This is a genomic window from Rhizobium sp. BK098, assembly GCF_014193155.1.
Taxonomy (GTDB): domain Bacteria; phylum Pseudomonadota; class Alphaproteobacteria; order Rhizobiales; family Rhizobiaceae; genus Rhizobium.
Window position 1 is genome coordinate 150,568 of sequence record NZ_JACHYY010000003.1, and the last position, 18,506, is coordinate 169,073.

An 18,506-nucleotide genomic window follows, 5' to 3' on the forward strand; every position below is an offset into this window, starting at 1 on the left:
ATATGGACAACAACAAATTCCTGGTCGGCCTCATTGGCGCCGACATCCAGATGTCAAAGTCGCCGGCGCTCCATGAAACGGAAGGGCGCCACCTGGGGCTTGATTACGAGTACGAGCTCGTGGACCTGGCGGAGCGCGGATTGCCTTCTTCCGCGCTGCCAGATCTTTTGAACGAACTGGAAAGCCGCGGCTTTGCCGGAACCAACATCACCCATCCATGCAAACAGACCGTGCTGCCTCACCTGACCCGCCTGTCCGAGGACGCTAAGATGCTTGGGGCCGTAAACACGGTCGTGCTTCAGAACGGCGAGCGGATCGGACACAACACCGACTGGTATGGCTTCTACAAGAATTTCGAGCGCGGCTTGCCCGACGTCGCGAAGGCTCATGCTGTTCTGCTTGGGGCTGGCGGCGCTGGGGTGGCCGTCGCGCACGCTGCCGTGAAACTCGGCATAGAAAGGCTCTCGATCTTTGATCAGGACGAGCGTCGCGCCTCCACGCTCGCGGATCAGCTCAACGAGAGATTTTCAGGAGAGGTTGCGAGGCCGGTCCGGAACGTCGGTACTGCGCTCGCCAACGCAGATGGCCTGATCCACGCCACGCCGACTGGTATGCCAAGCCATCCGGGGCTTCCGATAGATCCCGATTGGATACAGCATCATCACTGGGTGGCGGATATCGTCTATATGCCGTTGGTGACCGAGCTCCTTGCGTTGGCAAAGCAGAAGGGGTGCCGAACACTCCCAGGCGGAGGAATGACCGTGTTTCAGGCGGCCGCAGCCTTCGAGCTTTTCACAGGCCTGTCGCCCGATACGGAACGAATGTCGCGCCATTTCGATGAGCTATGCAGGGTGACAGCCTGATCGGGGGACTACTCCATGCCGCATATTATCATCGACTACAGCCGAGGCGCAGCGGAACGCGTCGCCATCGAAGAGCTGACCCGCGCTGTTCATCGCCAGGTCCGCGACGGAGGGCTGGTCAAGCCAACCGTGGTGCGCACCTTCGCTAGAGAAGCCACCGTCTCCTGCGTCGGCGACGAACATCCCGACAACCACTTTGTGCAGATAATTGTACGCATGGCCCCAGGCCGTCCTGCGGAGGTCAAACGAGAGCTGCTGAAATCGGTGCTCGAAGCTGCGCGTGACGTCGCGGCTCCCGCACTGGAAACCGGCCGGCTCGGGCTTCGCGCAGATCTCTACGAATCCGACCCAAACTTCGCGTTTCAGGACATAGCCTTCGCCTGATCCCGGCAACGCCCAACAAGGATAAATGCAATGAGCATCATCTACGTTCTCAACGGACCAAACCTAAACCTCCTCGGCAAGCGCCAACCACATATCTACGGGCACGAGACGTTGGCTGACGTAGAGGCGGACTGCCGAAAGTTGGCATCGGAGCTGGGGCACGAGATCCGTTTCCATCAAAGCAACCGCGAATACGAGATCATCGACTGGATCCACCAGGCACGCGAGGACGGCGCCGGCATTGTCATCAACCCGGCCGCGTTCACGCACACTTCGCTCGCTATCCTCGACGCACTGAATACCTTCGAAGGCCCCGTCATCGAGATCCACATCTCCAACGTCCACAAGCGCGAGAGCTTTCGCCACCATTCCTTCGTGTCCCACCGGGCCGATGGCGTCATCGCTGGTCTCGGCACCGAAGGCTATCAACTCGGCATCCGCAGAGTTGCGACCATGCTCAAGACTGCGAAGAAGGACTGATAGCGATGGCGAGCCGGGTCAAGCTGGCAGTCCTTGGGGCGGGGCTGATCGGCACGCGTCATATCAAGCACGTGATGGAAGAGCCCGCCGCAGAGCTGATGGCAGTTGTGGATCCCACGCCAGCCGGCCAGGCGATCGCGAGTGAGGCTGGTGTCAGATGGTTCCCCAGTTTTGCCGACATGATGATTTCCGAGCGCCCCGACGGAGTCATCATCGCAACGCCGAACCAGGTGCATGTTCAAAATGGGTTGGAAGCCGTGGAAGCGGGCGTCCCGGCGCTGATCGAAAAGCCGATCGCGGACGATATCGCTGCCGGCGAGAAGCTTGTGCAAATGGCTGAGGCCAAAGGCGTGGCGCTGCTGACGGGACATCACCGCCGGCATAATCCGATGATGCAGAAAGCGAAGGAGATTATCGACAGCGGGACGCTCGGTCGGATCCTGATCGTGAATGCGATGTTCTGGCTGTTCAAGCCGGACGAATACTTTGACATCCCCTGGCGGCGAGAGCGTGGAGCGGGGCCGGTCTTCCTCAACCTAATTCACGACATCGATAACCTCCGTTTCCTTTGCGGCGATATAAACGCGGTCCAGGCGCGTGAATCCAACGCTGTGCGAGGCAATGCCGTCGAGGAAACTGCTGTTATCCTCATCGAGTTCAAAAGCGGTGTTCTCGGTACTGCTTCCGTGTCCGATTCCGTTGTCGCGCCATGGAGTTGGGAGATGACGACGGGAGAAAATCCCGCCTATCCGAAAACTCAGGAGATTTGCTACATGATCGGCGGAACACACGGATCTCTGGCCGTGCCGTCGCTGGAAATATGGAGCAATGCCGAGAAGCGAAGCTGGACCGAGGCATTTGAGCGCGACAGAGCCGCATTCGAAAACGAGGATCCGCTTGTCATGCAGATTCGTCAGTTCTGCAGCGTTATCCGGGGCGAGGAAGCTCCTCTAGTCAGCGGCCGGGAAGGCTTGGAGACATTGAAAGTCATTGAGGCCATCAAGCGCTCGGCCGCGATGGGAGGACGCATCGTCCTCTAGACAGCAGTGAAGGCAAGCGGCGAGAAAACGCATAGCTGTTCCATAATAGCTCCTCGCCGCAAAAGGCATGTAAGTGAGATAGGCATCAGAGAAAGCGACCTTCTCCTGCCTGCCTCGGTCGCTCCGATCACCGCCACAGCAATGTCGAAGCGCCGATTGGCAACCGACGGCAGCAGGGCGGAAAATTCCCGGCCAGTGAACCTACCTCAGTTCATATGCGATCGCCCTGCCTAACCGACGAGGGGCGATACGAGATCGCCCTTCACATCAATTGTAATTCTAGAAAGCCATCAGAATTAGAACAAAATTCCACTCCTCTTGGGATATTCGCAAAAAATTCAAGAATACTGGATATTGCGGTGATGACGAATGACCCCTTGGTGTTGAATGACCAGCGAACTTGATCTTCCGACTGTCCTCTTCTTGCAGAAAACGTCCTATATTGCTGGCGCTTTGACTTTGGGCTATTTGCGGCTCACCTCGGCGGAAAGCCGTGGGGTTGGGCTTCTCGCAGCGAGCTTTGTGGTCCTTGCTGCGGGATCGACACTGGCGGGGTATGCAGAGCTTTATCCCGCGCTTTATGGCCTGCTAAGTCTTTTCAATATCGCGCTTGGGGTTCTGGGGTATTGCCTTCTTGCCTTGGCCTTTGTCCTGATCAGCGATCCCGATCGTAAAATCAACCCATGGCTTGTATTCCTGCCAGCAATCGGAACTTTGGCTGCTGGATTGATCACAGCATTCCATCTGACTAACACCTACCGGGCGACAACTTTCACGGTTCTCGGTTGTTTGACGATGGCTGCTACCGCTGTTGTCGTGTTTCGGGATGCATATCGTGAGCCGCTGCCGATCCGCAGGTTGATTGTAGGACTGCTTGCCGCCGCCAGTCTGCTTTCGTTAATTATGGCACTGGAATTCTCCACCAGGTCCTTTCCTGTGCTCGCTGTGGCTAACGGCTTCCTCCTGATGATCATTTCCAAGTTCGTGCTTGCGATTGCAATCGTGATCTTCATCAGCGAGCGTCAACATGCCAAGATTAAAAATCTTGCTGACCGCGATCACCTCACAGGCCTCTATAATCGTCGCTTTTTTAATGCAAACGCGCCTAGCCAGCCACATCCCGGAGACGCGGTTCTTTTTCTGGACATAGATCATTTCAAGCAATTGAACGATCGCTGGGGGCATGCAGCGGGCGACGAGGTTCTTTCAACGATGGCGCAGGCGGTGCAGTCAACCTTACCGAAAGGGGCGTTGCTAGCGCGCCAAGGGGGAGAAGAGTTTATCGTCTTCCTTCCGGCAAAGGTGGGGGACGCGTTATTCTATGCGGAGCGGATCCGCAAGACCGTGGCCGAACTCCGCTTTCCTACACTTGGTCCCGAGATTACGGTGACGATAAGTGGCGGGGTTGCAAGAGCTTTCCACGGGACTGAACTTGCGAGCCTTTGTCGGGAGGCTGACCGAGCACTGTATCTGGCGAAAGCTGCGGGACGAAATCGCATATGCGACGCTGACCTCGACGCAGTTCCGCAAAACCGCCTCCGATTGGCTTAACGTAAGACCAAGGCGGCAGCGCTTTTTTGATCGGGTTAATTGTGGAATCAAGACCTAGCTCGTCGCACCGTCGGTTGCGGCAACGAAATTGTCTTGACGGATTTCCTCAACGATCTTTAATTAACTGATCTGCTGGACCAACCAGTGGACCGGGGGGCGCTATGGACGAAAGTCCGATCTTGACCGAGGTGCCGAATATCGCGCGGAGTCTCGCCCGCCGAACGGCGCGTGATGTCATCGCCGAGAAGCTGATGGTCCTGATCGCCACCAACATGTTGCGACCGGGTGACGAGCTGCCGGGCGAGCGTGAATTGGCCAACGTTCTTCATGTCAGCCGCGAAACGGTGCGTGGCGCTATTCAGGCGCTCGCCGCGCAGGGCATTATCGAAGTTTCGCATGGCAGCCGCAGCCGCGTCTGTGAGGTCGATCTCAGCCATATTACGGTGACGATCGCCTCTCCCAACGCAATCGACGGCTATGATCTGGAATCCGTCCACGCTGCCCGTCTTCACATCGAACTCAAGGTTGTCCGCGACGCCGCCGCGCGCATCGATGACGTCACCCTGGCAAAGCTGCAGGCGCTGCTGGAGGCCCAGCGTCTCGGGGGCGACGATGCGATGCGTTTCCTGATCTGCGACCGCGAATTCCACGTGGCCATCTATCGGGCCTGCGGAAACCCGCTCCTCGCTGCCTTCGTCACCGATTTATACACTTACATGATGAATTACCGCCGCCACGCCATGGCCAAGCCGGGTGCCGTCGAGGCGAGCTACAGCGATCATCTGGCGATCTTTGAGGCGCTCGCTCGCCATGACCAAGATGCCGTCGTTGCGGCGTTCGAGCATCATCTGACGCGTATTTACGACACGACCAAGGTTCAACTGGCGAGCGGCAATCCTGTCTGATCTGGCCAGTATGAGGAGATATGGCTGAGATGCACGTGAGAGACATAAAGATGCCGGTCGGCGGCGGGGGATAGGACGTCGAAGTCGGATTAATGCATTCTGGCGGTTCGTGCCTCGGAGGAGGGCTGACCGCAAGTCAGACAGATGAAAGGTTCTGGGAGGAGCTTTTATGGCAGGTGTCGAGTTTGTCGATGTCAGGAAATCATTCGGGGCGTTCCCGGTTATCAAGGGTGTGAATATCGATATTGCGGACGGGGAATTCGTGATCCTGGTCGGACCGTCCGGATGCGGAAAGTCCACGCTTCTCAGAATGCTTGCCGGGCTCGAGAATATTTCCGCCGGCGAGATCCGTATCGGCAATCGCGTGGTCAATGGAATGGCGCCGGGCGACCGCGACATAGCCATGGTGTTTCAGAATTATGCGCTCTATCCGCATATGTCGGTGGCCCAGAACATGGCTTTCTCGCTGATGCTCAAACGCGCGCCGAAAGCGGACATGGACCAGCGCGTCAAGAAGGCGGCGGAAATCCTGGGGCTGACCAAACTTCTCGACCGCTATCCCCGCCAGCTTTCCGGCGGTCAGCGCCAGCGTGTCGCCATGGGCCGCGCGATCGTGCGCGATCCCCAGGTCTTCCTCTTCGACGAACCGCTTTCCAATCTTGACGCCAAGCTCCGGGTTGCCATGCGCGCCGAAATCAAGGAGCTTCACCAACGTCTCGGCACCACGACCGTCTACGTCACGCATGATCAGATCGAGGCCATGACGATGGCCGACAAGATCGTCGTCATGCATGATGGCGTCGTGGAGCAGGTGGGAAAGCCGCTGGATCTCTACGACACGCCTGCCAATCTTTTTGTCGCGGGCTTCATCGGTTCGCCGGCGATGAACATGATCAACGGCCGCCTCGATACGGAGAGCGATGGTCGGTTCATCGCGTCGGACGGAACTGTCCTACCCATCGCAAACCCGCCCGCTGGCGCCAGGGCGCGCGACCTCGTCTATGGGCTGCGTCCGGAATACATCACGCTCGATGCCGAGGGGCTGCCTGCGGAAATCATCGTGATCGAACCGACGGGCTATGAAACGCAGATGACGGTCCGGTTCGGCGGCAGCGATGTCAACTGCATCTTCCGGGAGAGGATCAATGCCAAACCCGGCGATACGCTGCGCATTTCCATCGATGTGCCGCATGTCCATCTCTTCGACGCCGAAAGCGGTCAGAGATTGACGATTTGATGCCGCTTCGGTGCGGAGCCGGAAGAAGAGGAGTCTTCCTGCTCACCCATCGACGCGGAAGCATTCGGCCGGTTCGAATGCGATAGTCGTCGTTCACCAAACGGGAAGGTGGGCGCCGGGGGAATTTGCTCCCGTTTTTCAAAGGAGGAGTATCATGCCATTCAAGAGACGTGACTTTCTTGCCGCATCGGCCGCCGCCGCCGGCATCGCCGGCCTTGGGCCACTCGGTATACGCCCATCTTTCGCCCAAGCCGAACCCGGCTACACGCCCGAAAAGGGCGCAAGTCTCCGGCTGCTTCGCTGGACACCCTTCGTCAAAGGCGACGAGGATGCCTGGCTTGCCAATACCAAGAAATTCACCGAGGCGACGGGCGTCGAGGTTCGTGTTGACAAGGAAAGCTGGGAGGACATCCGACCGAAGGCTGCCGTCGCGGCCAATGTCGGTTCAGGGCCCGACATTGTGATGTGTTGGTTCGACGATGCTCATCAATATCCTGACAAACTCGTCGACCTGACGGAGCTCGCCACCTATCTCGGCAATAAATACGGCGGCTGGTATGACGGCGTGCGCGGGTATGCAACCCGCGGCGACAAGTTCATCGCCATGCCGCTGACGGCGATCGGCAACGCCGTCGTTTATCGCGATAGCCATGTCAAGGCCGCCGGTTTCAGCGAATTCCCCAAGGATACCGCGGGATTCCTTGAGCTTTGCAAGGCCATGAAGGCGAAAGGTACGCCCGCCGGCTTCCCGCATGGCAAGGCGGTCGGTGACGGCAACAATTACGCCCATTGGTTGCTTTGGAGCCATGGCGGCAAGATGGTGGACGAAAGCGGCAAGGTGACCATCAACAGCCCTGAAACGCTGGCGGCCATCCACTATGCGCAAGCCCTCTATGCAACTTTCATCCCCGGCACGGAGAGCTGGCAGGACATCAACAACAACCGGGCCTTCCTTGCCGGGCAGGTATCGCTGATCGCAAACGGCGTTTCGGTTTATTACGCAGCTAAAAAAGATCCGAAGCTTGCCGAGATCGCGGCCGATATCAGAACCACAAATTTCCCGATCGGCCCGGTCGGCAAGAGTGTCGAACTGCACCAGACGAGCTCGCTGGTTCTATTCAGCCATACCAAATATCCGGAAGCAGCCAAGGCCTATATCAAGTTCATGATGGAAGGCGACCAGATGAACGCCTGGATCCAAGGATCGAGCGCCTATTGCTGCCAACCGTTGAAGGCCTTTGCCAACAATCCTGTCTGGACCGCCGATCCCGTTCACGCACCCTATGCACGCGCCTCGGAAACGCTGCGCCCGAACGGCTATGCCGGCCCACTCGGCTATGCTTCGGCAGGTGTGATGGCCGATTACGTGCTCGTCGATATGTTCGCGGCCGCCGTAACCGGCCAGCTGACGCCGGAGGATGCGATGAAAGAGGCTGAGCGGCGCGCAAACCGTTATTACAAGGTTTGATCCCCAGAATATCTGCAGCATGCCGGCGCCGGCATGCTGCGACCGTTCATCAGGAGATAATGCCATGTCGACCGTGACATCCGGCGATACGACGCGCGGCCCGATCAGATCGCTCATGCAGAACAACAATATGCTCGGCTTCCTCTTCATGTTGCCGGCAGCCATCTTTCTGGTTTGCTTTCTCACCTACCCACTGGGACTTGGGGTCTGGCTCGGTTTCACTGACACGCGGATCGGGCGCGCCGGCAGTTTTATCGGCTTGGAGAATTATCAATACCTGGTCAATGATTCCGTCTTCTGGCTGTCGGTCTTCAATACGTTGCTCTACACTTTCGTAGCTTCCGTCCTGAAATTCGTGCTGGGCCTTTGGCTGGCGCTGCTTCTCAATCAGCACCTGCCATTCAAATCGTTCTTCCGGGCAATCGTGCTCCTGCCCTGGGTCGTGCCGACGGTACTTTCGGGATTGGCATTCTGGTGGATCTACGACTCCCAGTTTTCCATTATCTCTTGGTCCCTGATGAAAATTGGCCTGATCCATAGTCCGATCAATTTCCTCGGCGATCCGATCAATGCACGGATCTCGGTGATCATCGCCAATGTCTGGCGCGGCATTCCTTTCGTCGCGATCTCGCTGCTTGCCGGCCTGCAGACGATTCCCGCTTCGCTTCAGGAGGCGGCGTCCCTTGATGGCGCCACAAGTTGGCAGCGCTTCCGGTATGTAACGCTGCCGATGTTGACGCCGATCATCGCCGTCGTGATGACGTTCTCCGTGCTGTTCACATTCACGGATTTCCAGTTGATCTATGTGCTGACCAAGGGCGGGCCGGTCAACGCGACGCATCTGATGGCGACGCTTTCTTTTCAGCGCGGCATCCCGGGCGGTCAGCTCGGCGAGGGTGCGGCAATCGCTGTGGCAATGATCCCCTTCCTGCTTGCCGCCATCATGTTCAGCTTCTTCGGTCTGCAGCGCCGCAAATGGCAGCAGGGCGGACAGGACTGAGATCGGGAGAACGCCATGACCATAAAAATCGAAACGGCCAATCCCGTTCTGACCGACGACATCCAAGGCATGGGCTATCTGAACCGGCTGCCTCGCCGTATTGTTATGCTCTATCTGCCGATGGCGGTCTTTGTCTTCGTTCTTCTCTTTCCCTTCTACTGGATGGCCATAACGGCGATCAAGCCGAACGCACAGCTGACTGACTACAATAACTACAGCCCCTTCTGGGTCGTGGAGCCGACGCTCGATCACATCAAGTACCTGTTCTTCGAGACCTCCTATCCAGGCTGGCTCTGGAACACGATACTGGTGGCGGTGGGATCGACGGCGCTGTCGCTGCTGGCGTCGATTTTTGGCGCCTACGCAATCGAGCGCGTGCGCTTTACCGGCTCTCGTTCGATCGGGCTGCTGATTTTTCTGGCCTACCTCGTTCCGCCTTCGATCCTGTTCATTCCCTTGGCTTTCATCGTCTTCAAGCTGGGAATTTACGATTCCAGACTTGCGCTCATCTTCACCTATCCAACCTTCCTCATTCCATTCTGCACTTGGCTATTGATGGGCTATTTCAGGTCGATACCCTTCGAGCTGGAAGAAAGTGCGCTGGTCGATGGCGCTAGCCGCTGGCAGATCCTTGTCAAAATTATTCTGCCCCTGGCGGTACCCGGGCTGATCTCGGCCGGCATCTTCGCCTTTACGCTGTCCTGGAACGAATTCATCTATGCGCTCACCTTCATTCAATCGTCGGAAAACAAAACGATCCCGGTCGGTGTTCTGACGGAATTGGTTCGCGGCGATGTTTTCGAGTGGGGGTCGCTCATGGCCGGCGCATTATTCGGTTCACTGCCGGTCGTCATCCTCTACTCTTTCTTCGTCGACTACTACGTTTCGTCGATGACCGGTGCCGTGAAGGAGTGACGAATGCCGCGGCAGCGGATCGCTGATGCAGCGGTCCGCTTTCCTCGGGGCTTTCTGGCATTCAACTCTGTCTTGGTTGCGTCTCGCCCCTCGGAACGGTTGAACCACCGCTTTTCATGAATGAAAAACACCCTGCAGATTTGGCTGTTTATCACTCCGGCGTCTCTGCCTATGTCTGCCTGTAACGGTGGATGATCGTGGAGGATGACATGCTGACCAAAGCCGATAGTGCGACCACAATAACGCTCTGGAATGACCTGGAAATTCCACGCCTTGGCATGGGATGCTGGGCAATAGGCGGACCGTTTTACGCTGGTGATGTGCCGCTCGGCTGGGGCGAAGTCGACGACGATGAATCGATCCGTGCTATCGACCGGGCGGTGGATCTCGGCATTCGCTTCTTCGACACTGCCTCGAATTACGGGGCTGGGCATTCTGAAGAGGTGGTCGGCAGAGCGCTCGGCAATCGCGACGATATCATCATCGCCACCAAATTCGGCTTCGCGACGGACGAGAAGACCAAGCAAGCGACAGGCGCTTTCTCCGATCCCGCCTTTATCCGGCGGTCCGCCGAGACATCCTTGCGCCGTCTGCGCCGCGATCGTCTGGATCTGCTGCAGTTCCATCTTAACGATTTTCCGCTTGAAGCGTCTGACGAGGTATTTGAGACACTCGAAACGCTCAAGGCTGAAGGCAAGATTGAGGCCTTCGGCTGGAGCACTGACCACCTGGATCGTGCGGCACGTCATGTGCATCGCGCAGGGTTCGTCTCGGTTCAACATACGATGAACGTCTTCGAGCCGGTTCCGGCGATGATCGATGTCATCGAGCGCAACGGCTTGATTTCCATCAATCGCGGTCCGCTTGCCATGGGGCTTCTTAGCGGCAAGTTCACGCCTGACAAGGCTATCGGCGAGAAGGATGTGCGCGGTGCGAGCCTCGACTGGATGGTCTACTTCAAAGACGGCAGGATCGCGCCTCAATTTGCTGCTCGCTTAGAGGCGGTCCGTAATCTGCTGACCGAGGACGGACGCACGCTTACGCAGGGTGCGCTTGCCTGGTTATGGGCGCGTTCGCCCCGCACGCTGCCAATTCCCGGCTTCCGTACAGTTGCCCAAGTCGAGGAAAACGCCGGTGCTCTGGCAAAGGGACCCTTGCGAGCAGATGTGATGGCGGCGATCGATCAAGCGTTGGCCGGCCTGTAGATCGGCCCATACATATGCCGAGAGGAGGATCGTCGGTATCACATATTCCCAAAAACTCGTCCTTCGCCATCCGGCGGCGGAGCCAGTTGACGTGCCGGTTCGTATCCTCGATATCGCAGGTCTCGCAGCGGACGCGGAACTTGTCCGGCATGATGTTTTCGCTAAGGTGCCCAATCCCGGGAAACTCACCGGTATGAAGCGTCTTGTGGGGTCGTTCGATCGCTTTGAAGCCTTCCCGGAAGGTCGATGGTCATTGCTTTGTGCGCTCTGAGGGGGCGCCCAGCGGAACCGACGAGCGCGGAAAGTTCCCTTTGAAGGAGACTGCCATGACCGTCTCGTCGCACGGCGAATCTTCATTCCGCTTCGGAAATACCTTTCTTCGGCCGAGGTAGATAAAACCCATTCTCAAATAGCCGCATTAAAACTGACCTGGTCAGCCGTCGGGACGGCTCATCGAAGAAGCGCCAAAGCAGGTATGAAATGCATATCAGAAGCAGTACGGTCATCGTCACAACGGTTTCCGGCGAGGCCGTCGCTCCGACCTTATTGAAGATTACGTAACCGATGTGCTGATGCAGTAGATAAAAGGGATAGCTGATGCCGCCAAGCGCGAGCATCACGCCTCCAGGCAAAAGCGAACGTTGTCGCTTTATTGCCAAGGCGACAATTGCCACAATGGCAAGACAGGAACTGACAACAACCAGATCGCTATAGTCCACACCGTAATTTTCGCGATTCCATTGGGTCATTTCCAAGGATTGGTACAGGGCAACCGCAACCGATAAGGCGAGCAAAACGAAATTGCGAAGCGTGTAGCCTTTGCGAAACGCGGCGTAAAAAACCAAGCCGATACAGAAAAAACCGCTTTCGTCGGTCAGCGCGAGATGGCGCATCAAAGGATTGGCAAAGAAAGCACGATCTACTGTTGAAACAAGCAGCCAGCCGACAACAATGGCCGGATACAGCCGCGGCTTGAAACCGCCCAGTTTTATCAGAACGAAAACCCAACCGTAAAACACGACCTCGTAAGAGATCGACCAATAGGAGCCGTCCATGATCTCTTGCCCCAGCAGTCCGGGCTGGAGGAGCAGATTAGCGGCCCATTGTGCAACGGTCGCGTTGATCTGCGGCGCGCCATAAATGGCGACGATCAGGAACGTCAATGTCATGCATAATACGAACATTGGATAAATTCGCGCAAAGCGCGCGATAGCAAATTGCCCCGGTGTTCGCCCTTCCGCCGAGTAGGCGATGACGAAACCGCTTATCACGAAGAACATCTGCACGCCCAGATATCCGTATTTCAACACGGATATCCAGTCTGGAAGATTCATCTCGGTAAAACCAAGCGTTTTGCCTCGGAACCCGAAATGAAAGAGCGCCACCGCAAGTGCAGCCAGGAACCTGAGCTCATCGAGTACGCCGATCCGCTCAGCGGAAGTGACATGTGGCACCTGCGTCATAGCGACGTCCAAGTCATTCAGCGAGCCCCGCGGTAAAGACAATCCCAAGCTTCACCATCCTTATACTCAACCGAAAGTCGGAACAAGAAGGCCACTATCGAGCGAGCGTCGACCCGCGACGCCTTGTCCTTCGCCTGCAGTTTTCGGCCTGGACAAGCGCCGCCTGCCCAGGTTTCGCAGGCGGTGCTCGTCCGGACTCGACCAGGATTTCAAGCGGATTTTTGGTTGAGAAACGCCACAACCTCTTCGCTGAAGGCTTGCGCAAACTCGATATTGGAGAAGTGCACGGCCGGAAAGGTTTTCAGCCTTGCTCCTGGGATCGTATTGGCGATTGCTTCACCCATGGCGTGCGATGTCACGGTGTCGAACTCGCCGGCGATCACGAGCGTCGGGCTCTGGATGAGGGTGCTGGTACGGCGCATGTCGGCATCGCGCACGGCGGCAAACAGGCCAGCGAGTCCCTTGCGCGATATGTTCAGCAACATCTCTCGAAACTGGCGAACAACCGGTCCGTTCGCCGCGATCATCGCTTTCGGAAACCAGTTGCCGAGGAAGGTCTCCGCGGCTTCGCTCATGTCCGGCGCAGCGAGCGTTGCGGCTATCGACCTGTCGAAGGTTTCGGCGGGGCCGAGGTAGGAAGAGGTATTGCTGAGGATCAGACGGTCGATCCGTTCCGGTGCGTGGATGGCAAGCCATTGGCCGACCCAGCCGCCGAGGGACAGGCCAAGAAAATGCGCTCTCTCAATCCCGAGCCAGTCCATCAGCTCCAGCACGTCGCGGCCGAGCCTTCCGTCGGAATAGGCGCCAGCCGGCACGTCCGAGCCGCCGTGACCGCGGTAATCATAGCGGATGACCCGAAAGTGTTCGGCGAATTTGGGAATCTGGAGATCCCACATCTGCAGGGTGGTCGCAATGGAATTGGCGAGGATTAGTGCCGGCCGGTCGTCCCGCCCATCGATCCTGTAGGCGATCCGAACGCCATCGCCGGTGGTGAAGAACGACAGGGCGGCCGGCTCTTCGGGATTGAGCGTGGCGAGTTCTGCGGAATTATTCGTCATCGATATGGTCCTTCTCTTGTTGTTGGCACCTGCCGCATTGCCGCAGAATCTGGTTCCGGAAAGCGGGGCGGGGTCGAGAACAGTTCGACGCTAATTCTCCCTTCCTTCCAAAAAAATTGAAAAGATTGGAAAATCATTGTAAATAGAATCTACAATGCAGCCATTCACGCTCCAGGAAATCCAATGTTTCGATGCGGTGGTCCGCGAAGGCGGCTTTCAAGCGGCAGCCTCCGTGTTGAACCGGTCGCATACGGCCGTGTTTGCGGCGATCGCCAAGCTCGAGGCCAATCTCGGCGTCGCCCTCCTCAATCGTACCGGCTATCGCGTAGATCTCACCGAAGCTGGTCGCTCCTTTCATCGCAAGGCGCAGGCCCTGCTCGGCGAAATGGAAGCGCTAAGGGTGCATGCCCGTCAGCTCACAATGGGAGAGGAGACGCATCTGCGCGTGATCCTTGGCGACACCTGCCCATTGCATGATGGCCTGCAATTGCTCGGCGGCTTCTTCGCCGGCTGTGCGAACACGCGGCTCGACCTGCATTTCGAGACGATCGGCGGACCATCCGAGCGGCTTTTCGAAGACGAAGCCGACCTGATCCTCCATTGGATCGATAAATCCGATCCGCGGCTCGAATGGATCGATCTCGGCGCGATCTCCTTCGTGCCGGTGGTTGCTCCCGAATTCCTGCCATTCGCACCCTCGCGATCGATCACTCCCGAACAAATGCGTGGGTTGACCCAATGCATCATCCGAGACACGGCGCGCGATATTGCAAAACCCAGTTTCTACGTGGTCGAGGGGGCACCGCAATGCACGGTCGCCGATCACGCGATGAAGAAGGAGATCGTCCTTCGCGGCATGGCATGGGGGCATCTGCCCCGCTTCATGATCGAGGAGGAGTTGCGTGACGGACGTCTGCTCTCCATCACGGGACAGCATTTCCCGGGCATGGATATCGACCTTGTGGCGGCACGCCGCCGCGACCGCCCGCACGGACCCATCGCCAGCCGACTCTGGCACTACATCCAAACGCATCCCCGATTTGCGGATAAGGCCTCGACTTCATCGCCGAGATGAGCAGAATGAGTAGGAGATCGCTCTCCATCAAGAGCTTTGCGGCTGGCCTACGGCAAGGTTAGGCTAGCATTGAATGGGAGCCATTGGGTATTTTACCGGAGATGAAGCATGTTCACTCACGTCATGATCGGCAGCAACGATTTGGAACGAGCCAGAAGCTTTTACGACGCCACATTCGCTGCATTGGGTGGTAATCCGGGCGAGATGGATGAGCGAGGCAGGCTGGTCTATATCCACGAGGGTGGTCGGCTGATGATCACGAAACCGATCGATGGCAAGCCTGCGACCGCGGCTAACGGCGGGACTATCGGTATAGCCGCCGCGAGCCCCGGCCATGTTCTGGCGTGGCATGCCGCCGGTGTCGCGCATGGTGGCATGGCGATCGAAAGTCCGCCCTCCGAGCGCCCGAACGGAGCATTCGTCGCATATCTTCGCGATCCTGACGGAAATAAATTGTCCGCGCGGTCTCACCCGACGAAATGAAATGGGCGTCAAGCGGCGCCTGGGGCAGCCATGGTAATGTCGAGTTCGGGCGGATTTCCGTCACGGCAGCATCAGGTCAATAGCGGTCAATCCCTTCTTTCGGGGATCAGGCGTATCTGAGTTCCATGACGTGCCGAGACCTTGATCGCCGTCGATATCTCACGAAGCGGTCCACGCGCGACGAGCGCCTCCGGCTGAGGGACATTTCCAGGACCCGCATCGACAAAGGCGGCCCAGTCGTCTTCGGAATCGAGCATCGCCATGAACGACGTTGCGACGATTGCTTTGCCGCAGGCGGCGCATCGGAGTATGTATGAGCCTCCGTGGACGATTGATTCGGTCTTGTCTAGTCCGCATGAGGTGCAGAGCAACGTATCACTCATTGCGTCACCCCAATGTCGACTGGTTCAAAGACGTCGCGACAACAGAATTCAACATGCGTTCCAAGAGGATCGATGGCGACACACTGTTGTTTGTTCCGTATCGCCATGAAAACCCAGCCTATGCAGCGAAATTGTCTTTCGCCGAACGCAATGCTCAGCGGTTGCCGATCGACGGACTGAACACCATGAGGCTCAGTATCTCGAAGAGCACCTGAGCTCCGGCATGTGCGGTGTTGGTCGTCGCGTCATATTGGGGAGCGACTTCGACGACGTCGCCGCCTACGAGATTTATGCCCTTCAGCCCGCGTATCAGCTCAAGCACTTCGCGCGTTGTCAATCCGCCGATCTCGGGCGTGCCTGTACCGGGGGCAAAACTCGGATCGAGGCTGTCGATGTCGAAGGATAGATAGGTCGGGCCGTCACCGACGATGGATTTGGCCTTGGCGATGATGGCTTCCATCCCCATTGCGCTGATGTCTTCTGCGTGGATCACGGTCATTCCCGATTTATAGGAGAATTCCCATAGATATTCCGCCGAACCGCGGATGCCGATCTGGATCGTCCTTGTCGGATCAAGCACGCCATCCAGTACGGCGTTGCGAAACGGTCCGCCATGATGAAACTTCGTCTGATCGAAGGCGCCGCTGGTGTCGCAGTGCGCATCGATATGAATGAGGGCCACCGGCTCCTTCCGACCGACCGCCTTCAAAATGGGATGAGTGATGGAGTGGTCACCCCCGACCGAGAGAGGCGCGACGCCGGCATCGACGATCTGGCCGATACGCTTTTCGATGTCGTCGTGACTGAGCTCCAGCCTATAGCGGCTCTGGAACGGTACGTCGCCAATGTCGGCGACGCGCAGATCGAAGACCGGCGCGGTTCCCAGAACGTGGTTATAAGGGCCGATCCTCTCAATGGCGCGAAGTGCGCGTGGTCCGAAGCGGGAGCCGGGGCGGTTGGTGACGCCGAGATCCATCGGAATTCCCGTGATTGCGACCTGGAGATTGCCGAATTCAGGCTCGTCGGCTGCGACCTGCATGTAGGGCGCGCTGAGGAAAGTCGGCACGCCGGCATATGGTGCCAGTCTCGTGCCGCTCTTGGAGATGATCTTCTCTGCGACTTTGCGAAACTTCTCGTCGAATATCTCGCCGCCTTTGCTGTCTGCAAATTCCGCACGCAGCTGTTCGAGCCGCATCTTGTCCCACACCATGCGCCTGCGTCTCCACCTGAGATCCGTATTACTCAACAAAGAGGTTGAGAAAGCAATTGGTATCGTTGTAGCAATCGGTATCAAAGAGAAATTGATATGACCGCTGCAAAATCCAATTCGCTTGTTGCCCGCCTCTCCCCTCCACCCATCCCTTCCGTCGTTGCCTGGGGCCGCGAATACAAGGGATTGAAGGGTCCGCTCATTGATCTGTCGCAGGCCGTGCCCGGTTATCCAGCGCATCCTGAAATGCTGCGTCTGCTTGGCGAGACAGCTGCACAACAGGCGATGACGGGATACGGCCCGATCGAGGGCGAGCCTTTGTTGCGGCAGGCCTATGCCGCACATGTCGCAGAAGTTTACGGCGCGGACATATCTGCCCGCAATATCCATATCACGGCCGGCTGCAATCAGGCGTTCATGTGCACGGCGATTGCTCTTGCTGGCGCCGGCGATACGGTCGCGCTCACCAATCCTTTCTATTTCAATCACGACACGACGCTGTCGATGCTGGGTATCGGGCGGCGGCTGGTCGACTGCGATCCCGCAGCCGGCTTTCTTCCGGATCTCGGTTCAGCAGAGGCCGCGCTTTCCGCCGGCGCGAAGATGCTTGCCGTCGTTATGCCCAACAATCCTACCGGAGCAGTCTATCCGCCCGAGCTGCTTCACGCGCTTTTCAGGCTCTGCCGAAAATATGGCGCCTGGCTGGTCGTCGACGAAACCTACCGCGATTTCCTGGCCGAAGATTACGGCCGGCCGCATGCCCTGCTGTCGGAGCCGGGTTGGGAGGATACGCTCGTTCTTCTCTACAGTTTTTCGAAATCCTTCTGCATCCCCGGTCATCGCCTCGGTGCTGTCACGGCAGGTCCCGAGCTCATTTCAGAGATCGCGAAGGTCATGGACAATATGCAGATCTGCGCCCCGCGTTCGGCTCAGATCGCAGTCGCTGCGGCTCTGCCTGTCCTTGCCGACTGGCGGGCCGGCAACCGGCTGGAAATTGCTCGCCGTGCCGATGCCTTGAGGGGAGCGTTTTCCGAGTTGGCTGGCTGGGAGATTGCAGCGATAGGCGCCTATTTTGCCTTTGTTCGCCATCCTTTCGAGGGCCGATCGTCGTCCGAGGTTGCCGAAGAACTTGCGAGGGAACGCGGCGTGGTCTGCATACCCGGGGCATATTTCGGCGAGGGGCAGGAGCGCTACCTCAGATTTGCCTTTGCCAATGTCGATGTTACCTCGATGAGGTTATTGCCGGATCGTCTACGCTAGACAGGCTCATCAACCGCCGCCGGAAGGTCATGATAGCCACCTCGCCAGTAGAGCAGCGGTCCGATGTCCTGCCGGATTTCCATCGCACAGATATGCCCGATCAGAATGGCATGGGAATGGTGATGGAATGCGGTTTCGAGCTTGCAGTCGAGGACCGTCAGGGCATTTTCAAGTGCGGCGGCACCTGTCTTGAGGCGATACCACCCGGCACCCTCGTAGCGGTCGGCGCCCTTGCGTCCGCCAATGCCGGAAAAGGATTGCGCGACGTGCTGTTGGTCGGCCGCAAGCACGTTGACACAGAAACAGCCATACCGCTGCAGCGCCGGCCAGGAGGAAGAGGTCCTGTTGATGCTGACGATGACGGAAGGCCGATCGGCTGAAAATGAGGAAACCGATGTTGCGGTGAAGCCGGTGCGGTCTTGGCCGTCACCGACCGTTATCACGCTGACCGCACCGGCCAGATGACGCATCGATAGTCTGAATTCCGCATCGCTGATCAGAGCCTCGTCACCCATTGGATAGGCCC

General features: G+C 57.9%; 19 protein-coding genes and 1 pseudogene. 14 read left to right on the plus strand and 6 right to left on the minus strand.

The features are described 5' to 3' along the window. The first annotated feature begins 2 nt into the window (after positions 1 to 2). From FHT73_RS10030 to FHT73_RS10045, 4 genes are read left to right on the plus strand one after another with little or no spacing between them, the layout of a single operon-like run. Complete coding sequence (locus FHT73_RS10030; protein WP_183711327.1) at positions 3 to 863, plus strand: shikimate dehydrogenase; 861 nt, start codon at positions 3 to 5, stop codon at positions 861 to 863. A 15-nt stretch (positions 864 to 878) separates the two neighbouring features. Further along, a complete protein-coding gene (locus FHT73_RS10035) occupies positions 879 to 1,247 on the plus strand; it encodes a 5-carboxymethyl-2-hydroxymuconate Delta-isomerase (protein WP_183711329.1) in 369 nt (122 codons plus the stop codon). 30 nt (positions 1,248 to 1,277) lie between these two features. Next, entirely contained in the window at positions 1,278 to 1,727 is a 450-nt protein-coding gene (gene aroQ, locus FHT73_RS10040; RefSeq protein WP_112335959.1) for a type II 3-dehydroquinate dehydratase, read from the plus strand. Between the two features lie 5 nt (positions 1,728 to 1,732). After that, positions 1,733 to 2,767, plus strand: a complete 1,035-nt coding sequence (locus tag FHT73_RS10045; RefSeq protein WP_112608527.1) for a Gfo/Idh/MocA family oxidoreductase — start codon at positions 1,733 to 1,735, stop codon at positions 2,765 to 2,767. 92 nt (positions 2,768 to 2,859) lie between these two features. Here FHT73_RS10045 and FHT73_RS29790 read toward each other — a convergent pair. Then, positions 2,860 to 2,967, minus strand: a pseudogene (locus FHT73_RS29790) (amino acid ABC transporter substrate-binding protein); the annotation flags it as partial. 187 nt (positions 2,968 to 3,154) lie between these two features. On the opposite strand from FHT73_RS29790, the gene FHT73_RS10050 reads away from it, so the two are divergent. The 7 genes from FHT73_RS10050 to FHT73_RS10080 all read left to right on the plus strand — a co-directional run bounded on the left by FHT73_RS10050 (position 3,155) and on the right by FHT73_RS10080 (position 11,048). Continuing rightward, positions 3,155 to 4,318, plus strand: coding sequence for a diguanylate cyclase (locus FHT73_RS10050; protein WP_112608529.1), 1,164 nt, complete (start codon positions 3,155 to 3,157; stop codon positions 4,316 to 4,318). A 161-nt stretch (positions 4,319 to 4,479) separates the two neighbouring features. Beyond that, positions 4,480 to 5,223, plus strand: a complete 744-nt coding sequence (locus FHT73_RS10055; protein WP_112608531.1) for a FadR/GntR family transcriptional regulator — start codon at positions 4,480 to 4,482, stop codon at positions 5,221 to 5,223. Between the two features lie 169 nt (positions 5,224 to 5,392). Then, positions 5,393 to 6,460, plus strand: a complete 1,068-nt coding sequence (gene ugpC / locus FHT73_RS10060) for a sn-glycerol-3-phosphate ABC transporter ATP-binding protein UgpC (RefSeq protein ID WP_183711331.1) — start codon at positions 5,393 to 5,395, stop codon at positions 6,458 to 6,460. A 154-nt stretch (positions 6,461 to 6,614) separates the two neighbouring features. Next, on the plus strand, positions 6,615 to 7,928 hold the full coding sequence (locus FHT73_RS10065) for an ABC transporter substrate-binding protein (protein WP_183711333.1): 1,314 nt from the start codon (positions 6,615 to 6,617) through the stop codon (positions 7,926 to 7,928). A 64-nt stretch (positions 7,929 to 7,992) separates the two neighbouring features. Then, positions 7,993 to 8,928: a sugar ABC transporter permease gene (locus FHT73_RS10070; protein WP_183711335.1), complete on the plus strand. Its 936-nt coding sequence runs from the start codon at positions 7,993 to 7,995 to the stop codon at positions 8,926 to 8,928. 15 nt (positions 8,929 to 8,943) lie between these two features. Further along, complete coding sequence (locus FHT73_RS10075) at positions 8,944 to 9,843, plus strand: carbohydrate ABC transporter permease (protein ID WP_183711337.1); 900 nt, start codon at positions 8,944 to 8,946, stop codon at positions 9,841 to 9,843. Positions 9,844 to 10,052: 209 nt separating this feature from the next. After that, positions 10,053 to 11,048, plus strand: a complete 996-nt coding sequence (locus tag FHT73_RS10080; protein WP_183711339.1) for an aldo/keto reductase — start codon at positions 10,053 to 10,055, stop codon at positions 11,046 to 11,048. 353 nt (positions 11,049 to 11,401) lie between these two features. Here the strand turns inward: FHT73_RS10080 and FHT73_RS10085 are convergent, their stop codons facing one another. Both FHT73_RS10085 and FHT73_RS10090 read right to left on the minus strand, forming a co-directional pair. Next, positions 11,402 to 12,511 (minus strand): acyltransferase, encoded by a 1,110-nt coding sequence (locus FHT73_RS10085; RefSeq protein WP_183711341.1) that lies wholly within the window; start codon positions 12,509 to 12,511, stop codon positions 11,402 to 11,404. Between the two features lie 209 nt (positions 12,512 to 12,720). Then, positions 12,721 to 13,569 (minus strand): alpha/beta fold hydrolase, encoded by an 849-nt coding sequence (locus FHT73_RS10090; RefSeq protein ID WP_183711343.1) that lies wholly within the window; start codon positions 13,567 to 13,569, stop codon positions 12,721 to 12,723. A gap of 154 nt (positions 13,570 to 13,723) precedes the next feature. Between FHT73_RS10090 and FHT73_RS10095 the strand changes: the two genes are divergently transcribed. Then, positions 13,724 to 14,644, plus strand: a complete 921-nt coding sequence (locus tag FHT73_RS10095; RefSeq protein ID WP_183711345.1) for a LysR family transcriptional regulator — start codon at positions 13,724 to 13,726, stop codon at positions 14,642 to 14,644. Positions 14,645 to 14,752: 108 nt separating this feature from the next. Further along, positions 14,753 to 15,127 carry a VOC family protein gene (locus FHT73_RS10100; protein WP_112410290.1) on the plus strand — a complete coding sequence of 125 codons (375 nt, stop codon included), beginning with the start codon at positions 14,753 to 14,755 and terminating at the stop codon, positions 15,125 to 15,127. 86 nt (positions 15,128 to 15,213) lie between these two features. On the opposite strand, the gene FHT73_RS10105 is transcribed toward FHT73_RS10100, so the two are convergent. Together FHT73_RS10105 and speB are read right to left on the minus strand one after the other, a co-directional pair. Continuing rightward, positions 15,214 to 15,510: a hypothetical protein gene (locus FHT73_RS10105; RefSeq protein ID WP_183711347.1), complete on the minus strand. Its 297-nt coding sequence runs from the start codon at positions 15,508 to 15,510 to the stop codon at positions 15,214 to 15,216. Positions 15,511 to 15,664: 154 nt separating this feature from the next. Further along, positions 15,665 to 16,720, minus strand: coding sequence for an agmatinase (gene speB, locus FHT73_RS10110; protein ID WP_183711349.1), 1,056 nt, complete (start codon positions 16,718 to 16,720; stop codon positions 15,665 to 15,667). Positions 16,721 to 16,816: 96 nt separating this feature from the next. Between speB and FHT73_RS10115 the strand changes: the two genes are divergently transcribed. Next, positions 16,817 to 17,980 (plus strand): aminotransferase, encoded by a 1,164-nt coding sequence (locus FHT73_RS10115; protein ID WP_183711351.1) that lies wholly within the window; start codon positions 16,817 to 16,819, stop codon positions 17,978 to 17,980. Here the strand turns inward: FHT73_RS10115 and FHT73_RS10120 are convergent. Continuing rightward, complete coding sequence (locus tag FHT73_RS10120; protein ID WP_112608559.1) at positions 17,977 to 18,495, minus strand: flavin reductase family protein; 519 nt, start codon at positions 18,493 to 18,495, stop codon at positions 17,977 to 17,979. The two genes, FHT73_RS10115 and FHT73_RS10120, sit on opposite strands and share 4 nt — an antisense overlap. Between the last annotated feature and the right edge of the window lie 11 nt (positions 18,496 to 18,506).